General features: G+C 66.7%; 16 protein-coding genes and 1 riboswitch. Of the genes, 14 read left to right on the top strand and 2 right to left on the bottom strand.

Annotation, left to right across the window (positions count from 1 at the left end; translation table 11 throughout):
• Positions 1-125: 125 nt before the first annotated feature.
• The gene (locus tag DIE12_RS33215; protein ID WP_260426266.1) at positions 126-1,451 is read right to left on the bottom strand and encodes a lipid II-degrading bacteriocin; all 1,326 of its coding nucleotides are present in this window, start codon (positions 1,449-1,451) and stop codon (positions 126-128) included.
• A gap of 230 nt (positions 1,452-1,681) precedes the next feature.
• On the opposite strand from DIE12_RS33215, the gene DIE12_RS33210 reads away from it, so the two are divergent.
• Positions 1,682-3,172 (top strand): sodium:alanine symporter family protein, encoded by a 1,491-nt coding sequence (locus tag DIE12_RS33210; protein WP_124522240.1) that lies wholly within the window; start codon positions 1,682-1,684, stop codon positions 3,170-3,172.
• Positions 3,169-3,717: an RNA 2',3'-cyclic phosphodiesterase gene (gene thpR, locus DIE12_RS33205; protein ID WP_124522238.1), complete on the top strand. Its 549-nt coding sequence runs from the start codon at positions 3,169-3,171 to the stop codon at positions 3,715-3,717. Before DIE12_RS33210 ends, thpR begins: the two co-directional genes overlap by 4 nt.
• A gap of 73 nt (positions 3,718-3,790) precedes the next feature.
• On the opposite strand, the gene DIE12_RS33200 is transcribed toward thpR, so the two are convergent.
• Entirely contained in the window at positions 3,791-5,560 is a 1,770-nt protein-coding gene (locus DIE12_RS33200) for an ABC transporter ATP-binding protein/permease (RefSeq protein WP_124522236.1), read from the bottom strand.
• Between the two features lie 268 nt (positions 5,561-5,828).
• Positions 5,829-5,952, top strand: a riboswitch (TPP riboswitch).
• Between the two features lie 234 nt (positions 5,953-6,186).
• On the opposite strand from DIE12_RS33200, the gene DIE12_RS33195 reads away from it, so the two are divergent.
• The 12 genes from DIE12_RS33195 (at position 6,187) to DIE12_RS33140 (ending at position 15,664) form a co-directional block, all read left to right on the top strand.
• The gene (locus DIE12_RS33195) at positions 6,187-7,323 is read left to right on the top strand and encodes an FAD-dependent oxidoreductase (RefSeq protein ID WP_124487852.1); all 1,137 of its coding nucleotides are present in this window, start codon (positions 6,187-6,189) and stop codon (positions 7,321-7,323) included.
• Positions 7,324-7,355: 32 nt separating this feature from the next.
• The gene (gene thiS, locus DIE12_RS33190) at positions 7,356-7,553 is read left to right on the top strand and encodes a sulfur carrier protein ThiS (RefSeq protein ID WP_014898319.1); all 198 of its coding nucleotides are present in this window, start codon (positions 7,356-7,358) and stop codon (positions 7,551-7,553) included.
• Positions 7,554-7,591: 38 nt separating this feature from the next.
• Positions 7,592-8,407, top strand: a complete 816-nt coding sequence (locus tag DIE12_RS33185) for a thiazole synthase (RefSeq protein WP_039322226.1) — start codon at positions 7,592-7,594, stop codon at positions 8,405-8,407.
• Positions 8,404-9,528: a thiamine phosphate synthase gene (gene thiE, locus DIE12_RS33180; protein ID WP_124522234.1), complete on the top strand. Its 1,125-nt coding sequence runs from the start codon at positions 8,404-8,406 to the stop codon at positions 9,526-9,528. The genes DIE12_RS33185 and thiE overlap by 4 nt, the downstream gene beginning before the upstream one ends.
• Positions 9,529-9,612: 84 nt before the next feature.
• Complete coding sequence (locus DIE12_RS33175) at positions 9,613-10,434, top strand: ABC transporter ATP-binding protein (RefSeq protein WP_044845966.1); 822 nt, start codon at positions 9,613-9,615, stop codon at positions 10,432-10,434.
• Positions 10,431-11,198 (top strand): lipid asymmetry maintenance ABC transporter permease subunit MlaE, encoded by a 768-nt coding sequence (gene mlaE, locus DIE12_RS33170; RefSeq protein WP_006762098.1) that lies wholly within the window; start codon positions 10,431-10,433, stop codon positions 11,196-11,198. Before DIE12_RS33175 ends, mlaE begins: the two co-directional genes overlap by 4 nt.
• Before the next feature lie 24 nt (positions 11,199-11,222).
• Positions 11,223-11,783 (top strand): outer membrane lipid asymmetry maintenance protein MlaD, encoded by a 561-nt coding sequence (gene mlaD / locus DIE12_RS33165; protein WP_124487854.1) that lies wholly within the window; start codon positions 11,223-11,225, stop codon positions 11,781-11,783.
• 32 nt (positions 11,784-11,815) lie between these two features.
• Positions 11,816-12,781, top strand: a complete 966-nt coding sequence (locus DIE12_RS33160) for a VacJ family lipoprotein (RefSeq protein WP_044845963.1) — start codon at positions 11,816-11,818, stop codon at positions 12,779-12,781.
• A gap of 110 nt (positions 12,782-12,891) precedes the next feature.
• Positions 12,892-13,521, top strand: coding sequence for a phospholipid-binding protein MlaC (locus tag DIE12_RS33155; protein ID WP_044846000.1), 630 nt, complete (start codon positions 12,892-12,894; stop codon positions 13,519-13,521).
• Positions 13,518-13,793 (top strand): lipid asymmetry maintenance protein MlaB, encoded by a 276-nt coding sequence (locus DIE12_RS33150; RefSeq protein ID WP_044845962.1) that lies wholly within the window; start codon positions 13,518-13,520, stop codon positions 13,791-13,793. Before DIE12_RS33155 ends, DIE12_RS33150 begins: the two co-directional genes overlap by 4 nt.
• 192 nt (positions 13,794-13,985) lie before the next feature.
• Positions 13,986-14,912, top strand: a complete 927-nt coding sequence (locus DIE12_RS33145) for an ABC transporter ATP-binding protein (protein WP_124522232.1) — start codon at positions 13,986-13,988, stop codon at positions 14,910-14,912.
• The gene (locus tag DIE12_RS33140; protein ID WP_044845960.1) at positions 14,909-15,664 is read left to right on the top strand and encodes an ABC transporter permease; all 756 of its coding nucleotides are present in this window, start codon (positions 14,909-14,911) and stop codon (positions 15,662-15,664) included. Before DIE12_RS33145 ends, DIE12_RS33140 begins: the two co-directional genes overlap by 4 nt.
• Positions 15,665-15,666: the final 2 nt, after the last annotated feature.

Below are 15,666 nucleotides of genomic sequence, written 5' to 3'. Positions count from 1 at the left end.
GCCAATGGCGGCGGCGATAATCCAGAGGATCCAACGCATCACGAAGCACAAGACTGTCGAAAGCATGATCGGATTCGGCGTGTGTTTGGTTGTCGAGATTGCGCGCGCGACAGGAATTCTCGATCCTAGAAGCGGCCGGGGCGCATCAAGCCGCCAAATGATGGCCTATGAACGGCCTCCGGGGGGCGCATTTCGGCATTTCGCACGGGTCTTTGGCCAGAAAATGAGATATTCTTTTCGCCGGTGAAGATTATCTGATAGTCCGTATGCCCTAGCACCGAACCGAGTTTCGCCAGAAACGTGGTGGCTGCCTCTTGAAGAAATGGTCGATTTGATGGATCGGCATCAAACCTGTCTGGATTGAGTGTGTAATACCCGTTGAATCGATATGTGTTGTCGGCGAGTAGTTCCAATGTTCCGTGAACTCGGCCGGATATTCGTCCCAAGACGGTTGCGCTCCACAGATCCTGAGTTCCATGGTTGAAGATGTTGGTGCTGAATCCGCTGTCGATTGGATAAATGCCAGGGCCATATCCTTGGTTTTCGATGGCTCGCGATATTTCTCCGAAATCGCTAACATTCATTTTTAAGTTTAGAGATTCGATGTTGATGGATCGTTGGACTCCGTTTCCGTGTATCCAGTGATTGACTGCCTCTATGAACATCAGTGGGTTGCCATAAAAATCGAATTTCGATGTGGGCAGGGCTTTGTCCAGTTGGCCGACGTAGATGCCAAATAATGCGGAAATGTTTGCATAATGCCCGGGTGCGAAATTAAACCCATATTGGTTGGCGCCGGGCAAATACTTGTAGCCGCCTATGGCCAGCCATGGCGTGAATCCGCCGACCAGCACAAGCTGATTGCGCCAGAAGTTTGTGTCGTTGCGTCCGATTGCCGGCAAATACCTGAAGAACATTTCGGTCGCGCGAACCATGTTGCCCGTGTTCGCAAAAAGGAGCATGTAGTTGGACGCGCAATATTGATTGAAGCAGACCGATGGGGGTGGTATTCCTGCCCCGATATTGGCGCCGGGTATTTCGTTCGAGTTGATTTTGAAATCGCCAAAGTTGAAATCAGGCGGTCGTGGTGCGGTAACCGAAATCGGTGGTAGGACATTTGATTGCGCCGCGCTCGTTGTATGTTTCAGCAAGGTTCCGAGCGGTAGCGCGGTCGAAGCAATCAGGAAGCGGCACCTGTTCTGGTGTTGCCGTTTGTTGTCGCCATTCATGACATTTTCAGATGCCAGCGTGTCGTGCTTGAGCATTTCACACCCCGTTTGGTTGTCTTTCGGTAATTGATTCGTATTGCGAAAGACACAGCGTTTGCCTTTTTGGATTGTTCTGCAAGAATTTTGTATGGTTCTTATCCGCGCGCCAGCCTCGAGCGGAACCCCCTTGTGAGCCGAGCGTGAGGCGCGGCAACGTCCAATCGAAGCAGTTCCGCGAGACATGTCCTCCTCGTTCGGCGGTTCGAACAACGTTTCCAAACGTCAAAGTTCATTGCGCAGAACATGGTTCTGCGTGTGGCGAGTCGCATAATCTTGAAGCGTTGGCAGTCCGGCCAGCGTCGCGCCACAGTCCTTTCGTTTTGTAAGATTTCTTGCGAATTGTCATATCATGTCGTCCTTCCGGCGCGCCACGCGCAGCCGACCATGATCGACCCCATTTGAAAGGACTCTGGATGGAAGCACTCGTGCATGGGCTGATCGACGCCGTCAACGGCGTGCTGTGGAACTACGTGCTGATCGCGCTGCTGCTCGGCGCCGGCGCGTGGTTCACGTTGCGGTTCCGGATGATCCAGCTGAAGGCGCTGTTCCTCAGCATGAAACTGGTCGGCAGCAAGGGCGAGCCGGGCAGCATCTCGTCGTTCCAGGCGTTCGCGACCGGGCTCGCGAGCCGCGTGGGCACCGGCAACATCGCCGGTGTCGCGGTCGCGCTGACGGTCGGCGGGCCGGGCGCGATCTTCTGGATGTGGATGACGGCGCTTGTCGGGATGTCGTCGGCGTTCGTCGAGGCGACGCTCGCACAGATCTTCAAGGTGTCGCATCCGGACGGCAGCTATCGCGGCGGCCCCGCGTACTACATCCAGACGGGCCTGCGCTCGCGCGGCTTCGGCGTGCTGTTCTCGCTGTCGCTGATCCTCGCGTTCGGTTTCGTGTTCAACGCGGTGCAGGCCAATGCGATCGCCGACGCGTTCCATACGTCGTTCGGCTGGAGCCGCGAGACGGTCGGCCTCAGCCTCGTGCTGCTCACCGCGCCGCTCATCTTCGGCGGGATTCGCCGCATCGCGTCGGTCGCGCAGGTGATCGTGCCGGTGATGGCGATCGGCTACCTCGCGCTGGCGGTCTACGCGGTCGCGACCCACATCGCGATGGTGCCGGCCGTGATCGCGCTGATCGTGAAGAGCGCGTTCGGGCTCGAGCAGGCGGCGGGCGGCCTGACCGGCTATGCGGTCAGCCAGGCGGTCGCGATGGGCGTGAAGCGCGGGCTGTTCTCGAACGAGGCCGGCATGGGCAGCGCGCCGAACGCGGCCGCGACCGCGAGCGTGCGGCATCCGGTCGTGCAGGGGCTGATCCAGATGCTCGGCGTGTTCGTCGACACGATCGTGATCTGCAGCGCGACCGCGTTCGTGATCCTGCTGTCGGGCCAGTACGAACTCGGCACCGGCATGGAAGGCGCGGCGCTCACGCAGCGCGCGATCGCGAGCCACGTCGGCGGCTGGGGCGGCATCTACATGGCCGTCGCGATCTTCTTCTTCGCGTACTCGTCGGTGATCGGCAATTACGCATACGCGGAAGGCAACGTCGATTTCATCACGAAGCGGCGCGGCGTGCTGCCGCTGTTCCGCATCGCGGTGCTCGGGATGGTGATGTTCGGCAGCGTCGGGCAACTGCCGCTCGTGTGGGCGATGGCCGATACGAGCATGGGGCTGATGGCGATCATCAACCTGGTTGCGATCCTCGCGCTCGGCAAGTATGCGCATGCCGCGTGGCGCGACTATCGCCGCCAGCGCGCGCAGGGCATTGCCGATCCGGTGTTCACGCGCAACACGATTCCCGAGCTCGCGCGCGTGCTGCCGGCCGACGTGTGGGGCGAGCACGGCCCGCTGCCGCAGCGTCCGGTGTCGGCCGATGCGGTGGCCGAAGCGCGCGTGGCGGTGCGCGAGTCGTGAACGGCGACCGGCTTCGTGCGTTCGTCGCGCTGATGCCCGACACGGCATCGCGCGACGCGCTGCATGCGCTGCCGGTCACCCGCGGCGCGCGGCGCACGTTGCCCGCGCAACTGCACGTGACGCTCGCGTTCATCGGCGCGATCGAACGCGCGCGTTGCGACGCGCTGGCCGCGCGCCTGCCGGCGCTCGCGGCCGCGCATGCGCTGCCGTTGCAGCCGGTCGAGCGGATCGCGTGGTGGCCGAGCCTGCCGCGAGCGAGGCTGATCGTCGCGGAACTCGCGCCCGATCCTGCCTGTACGGCGCTGAATGCCGACTTATCCGCGCTGTTGCGCGAACTGGGCGTGCCGGCCGACCGCCGGCCGTTCAGGCCGCACGTCACGCTCGCGCGGTTGCCGCGCGACGCGGACGGGCAGCCCGCGCACGGCGGCGCGACCGGGCGGCCGTGCGCGCTGCGTTTCGCCGCGCTGACGCTATTCGAAAGCCGGCTGTCGCACGACGGCGTGTCGCATGTGCCGATCGTGTCGGTGCCGGTCGTGCCGGCGTAGCGGGAAGGCGGGAAGGCAGGAAGAACGAGGAAGAGAAGGCCGGCGCGGCATGCACCGGCCTTCTGTTGAGCGGTTACGCGGCGACCTTGTCGCTGTCGTTCACGCGTTCGACGTTGATCGTGCCGACGTGGAACGCGGCCAGCGACTCGCGGTGCGCGATGCTGACGATCGCGGCCTTCGGCAGCCGTTCGGCGAACAGGTGATAGAGCCGCGCTTCGTTGTCGGCGTCGAGCGCGCTCGTCGCTTCGTCGAGGAACAGGAAGTCCGGCTTGTGCAGCAGCACGCGCGCGCCGGCGAGACGTTGCTGTTCGCCCGGCGACAGCACGCGCGTCCAGTGGCCGGTCTCGCCGAGGCGCTCGACGTAGTCTTCGAGGCGGCACGCGCGCAGCGCGTCGCGGCACGCGTCGTCGGCGAACGTGTCGGGCGCGGCCGGATACGTGAGCGCTGCTTTCAGCGTGCCGATCGGCAGGTAACTTGTCTGCGGCACGAACATCATCCGCGCGCCGACCGGCGCGTCGATCGCGCCGTCGCCGAACGGCCAGAGGCCCGCGAGCGCGCGCATGAACGTGCTCTTGCCGGAACCCGACTTGCCGATCACGAGCCAGCGCGAGCCGGGTTCGATCGTCACGTTGCCGATGTTCGCGAGCGCGTTGCCGTTCGGCAGCGCGAGCTTCAGCGACGACGTCGACAGCTTCGCGGCATCGACGTAGTGCAGGTTGATGCCGCCGTGCTCGGTCGCGGGCGACAGGCTTTCCTTCAGGTGCGACGTGCCCATCACGCGCTTGAATTCACGCAGACGGTTGACGGTGGCGCGCCATTCGACGAGGGTCGAGTAACTGTTGATGAACCACGAGAACGAATCGCTGACGGTGCCGAACGCGGACGAGATCTGCATCAGCACGCCGAACGAGAACGCGCCGGCGAAATAGCGCGGCGCCGCGACGACGAGCGGGAAGATGATCGCGATCTGCCCGTAGAAGCTCAGCACGAACGTGAGGCGCTTCGTGTACTTCATCACGCGCCACCAGTTGTCGCGAATGCGCGTGAACAGGCTCTGCGCGTTGGCGGTCTCGGTTTTCTCGCCGTCGTAGAACGCGATCTGCTCGGCGTTCTCGCGCACGCGGATCAGCCCGAAGCGGAAGTCGGCCTCGACGCGCTGCTGCTGGTAGTTGATCGACACGAGCGGGTGACCGACCTTCTGGATGATCAGCGAGCCGACCACCGCGTACAGCGCGGCCGCCCACACCATGTAGCCGGGGATCGTGATCGGCGTCGCGCCGAGCGAGAGCGTCAGCGCGCCGGCGAGCGACCACAGGATCGTGATGAACGACACGAGCGTGACGACCGTCGACAGCAGGTCGAGCGACAGCGCGAGCGTCGTCGTCGCGAACGACTGGAGGTCGTCGGTGATCCGCTGGTCGGGGTTGTCGGCGAGGCGGTCGCGTTCGATCCGGTAGAACGCGCGATCGCCGAGCCACTGGCCGAGAAACCGGTCGGTCAGCCACTGGCGCCAGCGGAACCCGAGCATCTGGCGCAGGTAGCGGCCGTACACCGCAAGGATGATGAAGCCGAACGCGAGCGCGGAGAACTGCATCAGCAGGTTCGGGAAGTCGTGGACGTCCTTCGACTGCAGCGCGTTGTAGAACTGCGCGTTCCACTTGTTCAGCTTGACGTTGATCCAGACCACGCAGAGGTTGATCGCGATGATCGTGACCAGCAGCCCCCACGCGACTTTCCATTCGGACGACACCCAGTAGGGCTTGATGAGGCTCCACGCGGATACCGGGCGCTCGTCCTGCGGCGCGTCGGAGGCGGAGCGGACGGGATCGATCGATTGGGTCATGTGCTTCCTGATGAGTAGCCGGCGCGCGGGCCGGGCGGAGCCGGACGCGCGCCGCGATACGGCATGCCGGGACGAGGTGCCGACTGACGGCGGGCGTCCGGATGGTGGCCCGCGCGTCTTAAACGGCACTTAAGGCCGGCGGTGACGCGGCAACCGGCCGCTCGCGCGGCCGGCCTGCGGGCATTGTGCCAGAGCGGCGCGGCGCGACGGCGAATTTGCCGCAAGGGGACAGTTTGCGGCGCTTTCCGCTTTTATGGTCTAATGGCCGACGACGAAACAGGGGTGCTTCGAGCGCGGCCGACGGACAGTTCCGGGCAACGCGGCGAGGCTGAGAAAGACCCTTCGCACCCGATCCGGGTAATACCGGCGAGGGAAGTTTCTGATCCCGCCGGGCCGCGCTGGCCGCCATCCCACATGGTCAGCGCCCGAGTCCCGCCCGGCCGGCCTTTGCTGCCGGTTTCGTCCTTTTGGGTACGCGCGTCGCGCGTTACGGAAGGAATGATGACCGCTCAATCTTCAGTCTTTTGCGCTGTTCCCGATCCGCTGTCGCGTGCGTCTGCACGGGACCGTGTGCGCGCGTCGACGTCCGTCGCATGCGCCCGCCTGGTTCGCGGGGAGGGGGCGCGATGAACCTCCATGCTTCCCGGCCGGATTTCGCGGTACTCGGCGGCGGCCTCGTCGGCCGCCTGATCGCGTGGCGGCTCGCGGGCGACGGGCATCGCGTCGCACTGTACGAACGCGGCGGCCCGGACGGCGAGCAGTCGGCCGCGTGGGTCGCGGCCGCGATGCTCGCGCCGCTCGCCGAGGCGGCGAGTGCCGAGCTGCTGATCACCGAGCTCGGCGCCGCATCGCTCGCGCGCTGGCCGCAATGGCTCGCGGAACTGCCCGAACCGGTGTTCTTCCAGCAGCACGGCACGCTCGTCGTCTGGCATCACGCGGATCGTGCCGAGGCGCCGTTGTTCGAGCGGCGCGTGCGCGCGAACGCGCCGGCCGAGCTGTTCGACGGCGGCTTCGTCGCGCTGGCCGGTGGCCAGGTCGACGCGGCCGAGCCCGCGCTCGCGGGACGCTTCGCGCGCGGCCTGATGCTGCCGCGCGAAGGGCAGCTCGACAACCGGCAGGCCCTGCGCGCGCTCGCGGCGGGCCTCGCGCAACGCGGCGTCGAGCTGCACTGGCACGCGACGATCGACGACGCGAACCGGCCCGACGCGCATTTCACGATCGATTGCCGTGGGCTCGGCGCGAAATCCGCGCTGCCCGCGCTGCGCGGCATCCGCGGCGAGGTCGCGCGCGTGCATGCGCCCGGCATCGGGCTCACGCGGCCCGTGCGGCTGCTGCATCCGCGCTATCCGCTGTACATCGCGCCGAAACAGGACGACCTGTACGTGATCGGCGCAACCGAGGTGGAGGGCGAGGACATGTCGCCCGTCAGCGTGCGCTCGGCGCTCGAACTGCTGAGCGCGGCGTTCTCCGTGCACCCGGCATTCGGCGAGGCGCGCATCCTCGAACTCAACGCACAGTGCCGCCCGACGCTGCCCGACCATCGCCCGGCGGTGATCTGGGACGGCGCGACGACGCTCGCCGTCAACGGCCTGTACCGGCACGGCTTCATGATCGCGCCGGAAGTCGCGCATGCGGCGGTCGCGTTCGCGCACGCCGCGCTCGGCGGCACGTTCGCCGATGCCGACGCGTTCGCCGCGTGGCGCGATGCCGCGCGCTGGCCGACGCTCCTTCATCACCGCGACGACGCGCGCCAGCCGGCCTGATGCGCGCCGCCGACCGAATTCGATCAAGCCTCATGGATATCCAGATCAACCAACAGACGCTGACGCTGCCCGACGGCGCGACAGTGGCCGACGCGCTCGCCGCGTACGGCGCGCGTCCGCCGTACGCGGTCGCGCTGAACGGCAATTTCGTCGCGCGCACGCAGCATGCGGCGCGCGCGCTCGCGACGGGCGACAAGCTCGACGTGGTGCACCCCGTCGCGGGCGGCTGAGCGCCGCCGGTTCGCCCCCGCTCTTCCAGGAAAACGACATGACGTCCCTCACTTCCGCCGACGCGCTGACGCTGTATGGCGAAACCTTCGCAAGCCGCGTGCTGCTCGGCACGTCGCGCTATCCGTCGCTGCAGTCGCTGTCCGACTCGATCGCCGCGTCGCGCCCCGGGATGGTGACGGTCGCGCTGCGCCGCCAGATGACCGGCGGCACGGCCGAGGCCGGCTTTTTCGACCTGCTCAAGCGTCACGCGGTGCCGCTGCTGCCGAACACGGCCGGCTGCCAGACCGTCGCCGAGGCGGTGACGACCGCGCACATGGCGCGCGAGGTGTTCGACACCGACTGGATCAAGCTCGAGCTGATCGGCGACGACTACACGCTGCAGCCCGACCCGGTCGGGCTGATCGAGGCGGCCGCGCAACTGGTCAAGGACGGCTTCAAGGTGCTGCCTTACTGCACCGAGGATCTCGTGATCGGCCGGCGCCTGCTCGACGTCGGTTGCGAGGCGCTGATGCCGTGGGGCGCGCCGATCGGCACCGGCAAGGGCGTCGTGAACCCGTACGGGCTGCGCGTGTTGCGCGAGCGGCTGCCGGACGTGCCGCTGATCGTCGACGCGGGGCTCGGGGTGCCGTCGCACGCGTGCCAGGTGATGGAGTGGGGTTTCGACGGCGTGCTGCTGAACACGGCCGTGTCGCAGGCCACGCACCCGGAGATCATGGCGCGCGCGTTCGCGCAGGGCGTCGAGGCCGGCCGTGCGGCCTACCTCGCCGGGCCGATGGATGCGCGCGAGACCGCGCATGCGAGCACGCCGGTCGTCGGGATGCCGTTCTGGCACCAGGACGGAGGCGGCGCATGAGCGTGCGCTTCGCCGATGCCTTCTGGCCGCCGGCCGACGAGCTGGCCGAAGCGGCCGAGCGGATTCGCGCGCGCCTCGGCGACTGGCCGGCCGGCACGACGCCGTGGCGGCTCTGCGTCGCGGCGCCCGACGTGCCGGCCGACGGCGACGTGCTGATCGTGTCGGCCGGCGACCGTGCCGCGCAGGCGCGCGCGTCGGCTGCATCGCGCCCCGCATCGCCGGACGCGGTCGCGATCGAATTCGACGAGCGCGGCGCCGTGCTGCATGCCGTGGGCGTGCGCCACGCGCTGGAAGCCGCGCATCCGCTCGCCGACGACTGGATCGCGGCGCTCGCCGCGTTCCTCGACTGCGGTTTCGCGCCGATCGACGCGCTGGTGCTCGCGCTGGCGTGGCGCGACGGCGACGAAACGCGCGATGCCGATGCGTGGCCGGTCGACGCGGCACGGTTCCCGCGTGTCGCCGGCCTGGCCGCCGCACCGGAGCCGGCATTCCCGCCGTGCCCCGCGCAACTGGGCCTGTATCCGGTCGTCCCGGATGCCGAATGGGTCGAGCGCGTGTTGGATTGCGGCGCGCGGACCGTGCAGCTGCGCGTGAAAGGCGCGGAGCCGGACGCATTGCGCCGTGAAATCGCGCGCGCGGTCGCGGCAGGGCGCCGCTATCCCGATGCGCGTGTGTTCATCAACGATCACTGGCGGATCGCAGTAGAAGAGGGTGCGTACGGCGTACATCTGGGCCAGGAGGATCTGGAAACGGCCGATCTGGCCGCGCTCGCGCGCGCCGGCCTGCGGCTCGGGCTGTCGAGCCACGGTTATTACGAGATGTTGCGGGCCTTGCACGAGCGCCCGAGCTATCTGGCGCTCGGTCCCGTCTACGCGACCGCGACCAAGGCAGTCGCGGCGCCGCCGCAGGGCCTGGCGAGGATTGCCCGCTATGCGCGCTTCGCGGGGGCGCGGGCGCCGCTCGTCGCGATCGGCGGCGTGGGGCTCGACGCGTTGCCGGACGTGCTGGCGACGGGCGTCGGCAGCGTCGCGGTGGTCAGCGCGATCACGGGCGCCAACGATTATCGGGCGGCGATTGTTGCGTTGCAGCAATGCTTTGCCCGACAATTTGACAATCATTGACCGCAGGGCCCGGAACGGCGTCACGACATCATTCCAATGCAGGCCCTATAATTCGGCGTTCTGCGTAAAAGGACTGTCAGCTCCGTGAGCCCCACTCCTACCGAGACCCTGCTGGAACTTCGCGACGTCGACTTTGGCTACGGCGACCGCCTCGTCCTGTCGAACCTGAACATGCGCTTCGGGCGCGGCCAGGTCGTCGCCGTCATGGGCGGGTCGGGTTGCGGCAAGACGACCGTGCTGCGCCTGATCGGCGGGCTGGTGCGCGCACGCCGCGGCCAGGTGCTGTTCGACGGCGCCGACGTCGGCGCGCAGACGCGCGACGGCCTGTACGCGCTGCGCCGCAAGATGGGCATGCTGTTCCAGTTCGGCGCGCTGTTCACCGACATGTCCGTGTTCGAGAACGTCGCGTTCGCGCTGCGCGAACACACCGACCTGCCCGACGACCTGATCCGCGATCTGGTGCTGATGAAGCTCAACGCGGTCGGCCTGCGCGGCGCGCGCGACCTGATGCCGTCCGAGGTGTCGGGCGGGATGGCGCGCCGCATCGCGCTCGCGCGCGCGATCGCGCTCGACCCGCAGCTCATCATGTACGACGAACCGTTCGCGGGCCTCGATCCGATCTCGCTCGGCATCACCGCGAACCTGATCCGCACGCTGAACGAGGCGCTCGGCGCGACGTCGATCCTCGTCACGCACGACGTGCCGGAATCGTTCGCGATCGCCGACTACGTGTATTTTCTGGCCAACGGCGGCGTGCTCGCGCAGGGTACGCCCGACGAGCTGCGCGCATCGACCGACCCGAGCGTGCGCCAGTTCATCGACGGCGCGCCGGACGGCCCGTTCAAATTTCATTACACGAGCCCGCCGCTAGCAGCGGATTTCGGGCTCGGCGGAGGGCGCGCATGATCAGCGCGATCGGACGTTACGTCATCGGCGGCCTCGAGCGCGCGGGCTACGGCACGCGGCTGTTCGTGCGCCTCGTGCTGGAATTCTTCCCGCTGTTGCGCCGGCCGCGGCTGGTCACGAAGCAGATCCACTTCCTCGGCAACTATTCGTTCGTGATCATCGCCGTGTCGGGCCTGTTCGTCGGCTTCGTGCTCGGCCTGCAGGGCTACTACACGCTGAATCGCTACGGGTCCGAGCAGGCGCTCGGCCTGCTGGTCGCGCTGTCGCTCGTGCGCGAGCTCGGCCCGGTCGTGACCGCGCTGCTGTTCGCGGGCCGCGCCGGCACGTCGCTGACGGCCGAGATCGGCCTGATGAAGGCCGGCGAGCAGCTCACCGCGCTCGAGATGATGGCCGTCGACCCGGTCAAGACGGTGATCGCGCCGCGCCTGTGGGCCGGCATCATCGCGATGCCGCTGCTCGCCGCGATCTTCAACGCGGTCGGCGTGCTCGGCGGCTATTTCGTCGGGGTCGTGCTGATCGGCGTCGATCCGGGCGCGTTCTGGTCGCAGATGCAGGGCGGGGTCCAGGTATGGGCCGACGTCGGCAACGGCGTGATCAAGAGCATCGTGTTCGGGTTCGCCGTGACCTTCATTGCGCTGTTTCAAGGGTATGAAGCGAAGCCCACGCCCGAGGGCGTGTCGCGCGCGACGACCAAGACGGTCGTGTTCGCGTCGCTCGCCGTACTCGGCCTCGATTTCCTGCTGACCGCGCTGATGTTCAGCTAAGCCTCAGCCAAGCCAAATTTTGGGATGACGATGAAAAAGACTGCTCTCGACTTCTGGGTCGGCCTGTTCGTGGTGGTGGGCTTCCTTGCGGTGCTGTTCCTGGCGCTCAAGGTCGGCAACATGAGCTCGCTTTCGTTTCAGCCGACCTACTCGGTGCGGATGAAATTCGACAACATCGGCGGGCTGAAGGCGCGCGCGGCCGTGAAGAGCGCGGGTGTCGTGGTCGGTCGCGTGAAGGCGATCGGCTTCGATCCCAACACCTACCAGGCGCTGGTGACGATCGATATCGACGGCCAGTATCCGTTCCCGAAGGATTCGTCCGCGAAGATCCTGACGTCGGGCCTGCTCGGCGAGCAGTACATCGGCCTCGATCCGGGCGGCGACACCGAAATGCTGAAGGCGGGCGATACGATCACGATGACGCAGTCGGCGATCGTGCTCGAGAACCTGATCGGCCAGTTCCTGTACAGCAAGGCAGCCGACGCGGGTGGCGCGAAGCCGGCATCCGGCGCCTCGGCTGCACCGGCGGCGCCCGCACCGGTCGCGGTGCCGGCCTCCGCGGTGTCCGGTTCGGCCGCCCAATAACCACACGAGAGAAAGACAAGAGGGTAATGACCATGCAGACGATCCGCATCAGGCACGCCGCGCTCGCGGTGGCGGCAGTCGCCGCATTGAGCGGTTGCGCGACCGTGCAGACGCCGACCAAGGGCGATCCGCTCGAAGGCTTCAACCGGTCGATGTACAAGTTCAACGACACGGTCGACACGTACGCGCTGAAACCGGTCGCGAAGGGCTACCAGTACGTGGTGCCGCAGCCGGTGCGCGACAGCGTGACGAACTTCTTCTCGAACATCGGCGACGTCTACATCGCGGCGAACAACATCGTGCAGCTGCGGATCGCGGACGGCGTCGGCGACATCATGCGCGTCGTGATCAACACGGTGTTCGGCGTCGGCGGCCTGTTCGACGTCGCGACGATCGCGAAACTGCCGAAGCACACGGCCGACTTCGGGATCACGATGGGTCGCTACGGCATGCCGTCGGGTCCGTATCTCGTGCTGCCGCTGCTCGGCCCGAGCACGCTGCGCGACACGGCCGGCCTCGGCGTCGACTACGTCGGCAACCCGCTCACCTACGTGAAGCCGGACGGCCTGAGCTGGGGCCTGTTCGGCGTGAACCTCGTCAATACGCGTGCGAACCTGCTCGGCGCGGGCGACGTGCTGGATGCCGCGGCGCTCGACAAGTATTCGTTCGTGCGCAACGCGTACCTGCAACGCCGCCAGATGCTGATCGACAACGCGCGCGGCGAGGCCTCGACGACGTCGAGCAACGATGCGCTGCCGAAGTACGACCTGCCGGACGACGGCGCGGCACCGGCGGCAGCCGGTGCGGCCGGGACGGCGGGCGCCGCGGCAGTCGGTGGCGCGACGGCGCCGGCCGGCGCATCGGGCGCGGCCGTTGCCGCACCGGCGTCGGGTGCCGCCCAGGCGCCGAACCCGGCCAGCGCGACGACCGTGCCGCCGATGCAGGTGGCGCCGCCGTCGCCGGGCGGATTCCGCTTCCCGAGCATCCGGCTGCACTGACGCGCTTACATTCGTTACAGCCGGAAACGATTCAGTCGGTAGCGCACGCGAACCTTCGCGTAATCTACCGGCTCCAACCTTCGCATCGACTCTTCATGCAGGTCTCCATGATGAAAAAACTGTTCCTGATTCCCGTTTTCGCGGCGCTGTTCTCGTTCGGCAGCGCAGCTCACGCGCAAGTCGACCAGTCGAACCCGCAGGCGCTGATCAAGACGGCGACGCAGCAGGTGCTCGACGAGGTCAAGCAGCAGACAATCAAGCAGGGCGACACCAACCGCATCATTACGATCGTCAACAAGGACATCCTGCCGTACACCGATTTCCGCCGCACCACGCAGCTCGCGATGGGCCGCAACTGGCGCACGGCGTCGGCCGAGCAGCAGCAACAGGTTCAGGAGCAGTTCAAGCTGCTGCTGATCCGCACGTATTCGGGCGCGCTTGCGCAGCTGAAGCCGGACCAGCAGATCCAGTACCCGCCGTTCCGTGCCGATCCGGCCGACACCGACGTCGTCGTGAAGACGGTCGCGATGAACAACGGCCAGCCGGTCCAGATCGATTACCGCCTGTACAAGACGGCCAACGGCTGGAAGGTGTATGACCTGAACGTGCTGGGCGCATGGCTGATCCAGACGTACCAGCAGCAGTTCAACGAGAAGATCCAGCAAAGCGGCGTGGACGGCCTGATCAAGTTCCTGACGCAGCGCAACCAGGAACTTGCCGCCGGCAAGCAGGCGTCGTGAGCGGCTTCGCGGCCGGCTCCTCGCTGACCGTCGCGAGCGCGAAGTCCGCGCTCGCGGACGGTCTCGCGCGCATCGACGCGGGCGAAACCGCCGTCGACTGCGCGGCGCTGACGCAGTTCGACTCGTCCGCGCTCGCCGTGCTGCTCGCATGGCAACGTGCCGCCAAAGCGCGCGGTGCGACCCTCGACATCCTCAATCTCCCCTCGAAGCTCGCCAGCCTCGCGCGCGCCTACGGCGTCGACGCGCTCATCGACGGCACCGGGCGACATTGACCCTGTCCGACCGAAGCCTGCCGCGCCAGCCGGCGCGCGCACGCTTCAGGCCGCGCGCCTTAGGCGCCGGCTCCACCAGCCGGTTTGCCCTATAATCAAGCGTTTTGCGGGGCAGCCAATCGGCGTCCGGCCCCCATTTTCTTTCGCAGCACGCACAGAATAGGCGTCGCGGCCCCTGCGCCGCGCACAGTCATGTCAGCCATAGAAATCCGTCACGTCAGGAAGCGCTACAAATCGCTTCAGGCGCTCAAGGGCGTCAGCCTGTCGGTCGAGGAGGGCGAGTTTTTCGGTCTGCTCGGCCCGAACGGCGCAGGCAAGACCACGCTCATCAGTATCCTCGCCGGGCTCGCCCGGGCCGATGAAGGCAGTATCTCGGTGCGCGGCCACGACGTCGTCAAGGACTTCCGCGGTGCGCGCCGCGCGCTCGGCGTCGTGCCGCAGGAACTCGTGTTCGACCCGTTCTTCACCGTCCGCGAGACGCTGCGGATCCAGTCCGGCTATTTCGGGCTGCGCCGCAACGACGACTGGATCGACGAAGTGATGGCCAATCTCGACCTCACCGAGAAGGCCGACGCGAACATGCGCGCGCTGTCGGGTGGCATGAAGCGCCGCGTGCTGGTCGCACAGGCGCTCGTGCACCGGCCGCCCGTGATCGTGCTCGACGAGCCGACGGCCGGCGTCGACGTCGAACTGCGCCAGACGCTGTGGAAATTCATCTCGCGGCTGAACCGCGAAGGCCACACGATCGTCCTGACCACGCATTACCTCGAGGAAGCCGAGTCGCTGTGCGACCGCATCGCGATGCTGCGCCGCGGGGAGGTCGTCGCGCTCGACCGCACCGACGCGCTGCTGCGGCGCTTCGCGGGGTTGCAGCTGTACCTGCGACTGGCAACGGGCGCGCTGCCCGCCGAGCTGCGCGGGCTGGAGACCGATCCGGCCGCACGCGCGCCGGGCGAGCATCTGCTGCGTCTCGCGAGCTACGACGATGTCGAACGGATTCTCGCGCAGTGTCGCGCGGCGGGCTGCACGTTCGACGAGATCGAGGTCCGCAAGGCGGACCTCGAGGATGTGTTCGTCCAGGTGATGAACGGAGCAGAAGTCGTCGAGGGATTGGCATGAGCGGTTTTCAAACGCTGTTCTACAAGGAACTCTTGCGTTTCTGGAAGGTGTCGTTCCAGACGGTGTGCGCACCGATCGTGACGGCGCTGCTGTACCTGACGATCTTCGGCCACGCGCTGTCGGGCCGAGTCGAGGTGTATCCGGGCGTCGAGTACGTGAGCTTCCTGGTCCCCGGCCTCGTGATGATGAGCGTGCTGCAGAACGCATTCGCGAACAGCTCGTCGTCGCTGATCCAGTCGAAGATCACCGGCAACCTCGTGTTCGTGCTGCTGCCGCCGCTGTCCTACAAGGATATCTTCGGCGCGTACGTGCTCGCGTCCGTCGTGCGCGGGCTCTCGGTCGGCGCGGGCGTGTTCGTCGTGACGATCTGGTTTATCCCGATGCATTTCGCGGCGCCGCTGTTCATCATCGCGTTCGCGCTGCTCGGCTCGGCGATCCTCGGCACGCTCGGGCTGATCGCCGGGATCTGGGCCGAGAAGTTCGACCAGCTCGCCGCGTTCCAGAACTTCCTGATCATGCCGCTGACGTTCCTGTCCGGCGTGTTCTATTCGACGCACTCGCTGCCGCCCGTGTGGCGCGAGATCTCGCGTCTCAACCCGTTTTTCTACATGATCGACGGCTTCCGTTTCGGGTTCTTCGGCGCGTCCGACATCAACCCGCTCGCAAGCCTCGCGATCGTCACCGGTTTCTTCGTGCTGCTCGCGATGTTCGCGATGCGGCTGCTCGCGACCGGCTACAAACTGCGTCATTGATA

The sequence above is a fragment of the Burkholderia sp. Bp9015 genome, from assembly GCF_003853505.1.
GTDB lineage: Bacteria > Pseudomonadota > Gammaproteobacteria > Burkholderiales > Burkholderiaceae > Burkholderia.
Note: the sequence above shows the minus strand (reverse complement) of the source record. Positions and strands in the feature narration are given on the sequence as shown.

Excerpts from the sequence above, each read along its gene's own strand:
- DIE12_RS33215 (WP_260426266.1), bottom strand. The coding sequence starts at position 1,451 with ATGTCTCGCGGAACTGCTTCGATTGGACGTTGCCGCGCCTCACGCTCG.
- DIE12_RS33210 (WP_124522240.1), top strand. The coding sequence starts at position 1,682 with ATGGAAGCACTCGTGCATGGGCTGATCGACGCCGTCAACGGCGTGCTG.
- DIE12_RS33200 (WP_124522236.1), bottom strand. The coding sequence starts at position 5,560 with ATGACCCAATCGATCGATCCCGTCCGCTCCGCCTCCGACGCGCCGCAG.
- DIE12_RS33195 (WP_124487852.1), top strand. The coding sequence starts at position 6,187 with ATGAACCTCCATGCTTCCCGGCCGGATTTCGCGGTACTCGGCGGCGGC.
- thiS (WP_014898319.1), top strand. The coding sequence starts at position 7,356 with ATGGATATCCAGATCAACCAACAGACGCTGACGCTGCCCGACGGCGCG.
- DIE12_RS33185 (WP_039322226.1), top strand. The coding sequence starts at position 7,592 with ATGACGTCCCTCACTTCCGCCGACGCGCTGACGCTGTATGGCGAAACC.
- thiE (WP_124522234.1), top strand. The coding sequence starts at position 8,404 with ATGAGCGTGCGCTTCGCCGATGCCTTCTGGCCGCCGGCCGACGAGCTG.
- mlaE (WP_006762098.1), top strand. The coding sequence starts at position 10,431 with ATGATCAGCGCGATCGGACGTTACGTCATCGGCGGCCTCGAGCGCGCG.
- mlaD (WP_124487854.1), top strand. The coding sequence starts at position 11,223 with ATGACGATGAAAAAGACTGCTCTCGACTTCTGGGTCGGCCTGTTCGTG.
- DIE12_RS33160 (WP_044845963.1), top strand. The coding sequence starts at position 11,816 with ATGCAGACGATCCGCATCAGGCACGCCGCGCTCGCGGTGGCGGCAGTC.
- DIE12_RS33155 (WP_044846000.1), top strand. The coding sequence starts at position 12,892 with ATGAAAAAACTGTTCCTGATTCCCGTTTTCGCGGCGCTGTTCTCGTTC.
- DIE12_RS33145 (WP_124522232.1), top strand. The coding sequence starts at position 13,986 with ATGTCAGCCATAGAAATCCGTCACGTCAGGAAGCGCTACAAATCGCTT.
- DIE12_RS33140 (WP_044845960.1), top strand. The coding sequence starts at position 14,909 with ATGAGCGGTTTTCAAACGCTGTTCTACAAGGAACTCTTGCGTTTCTGG.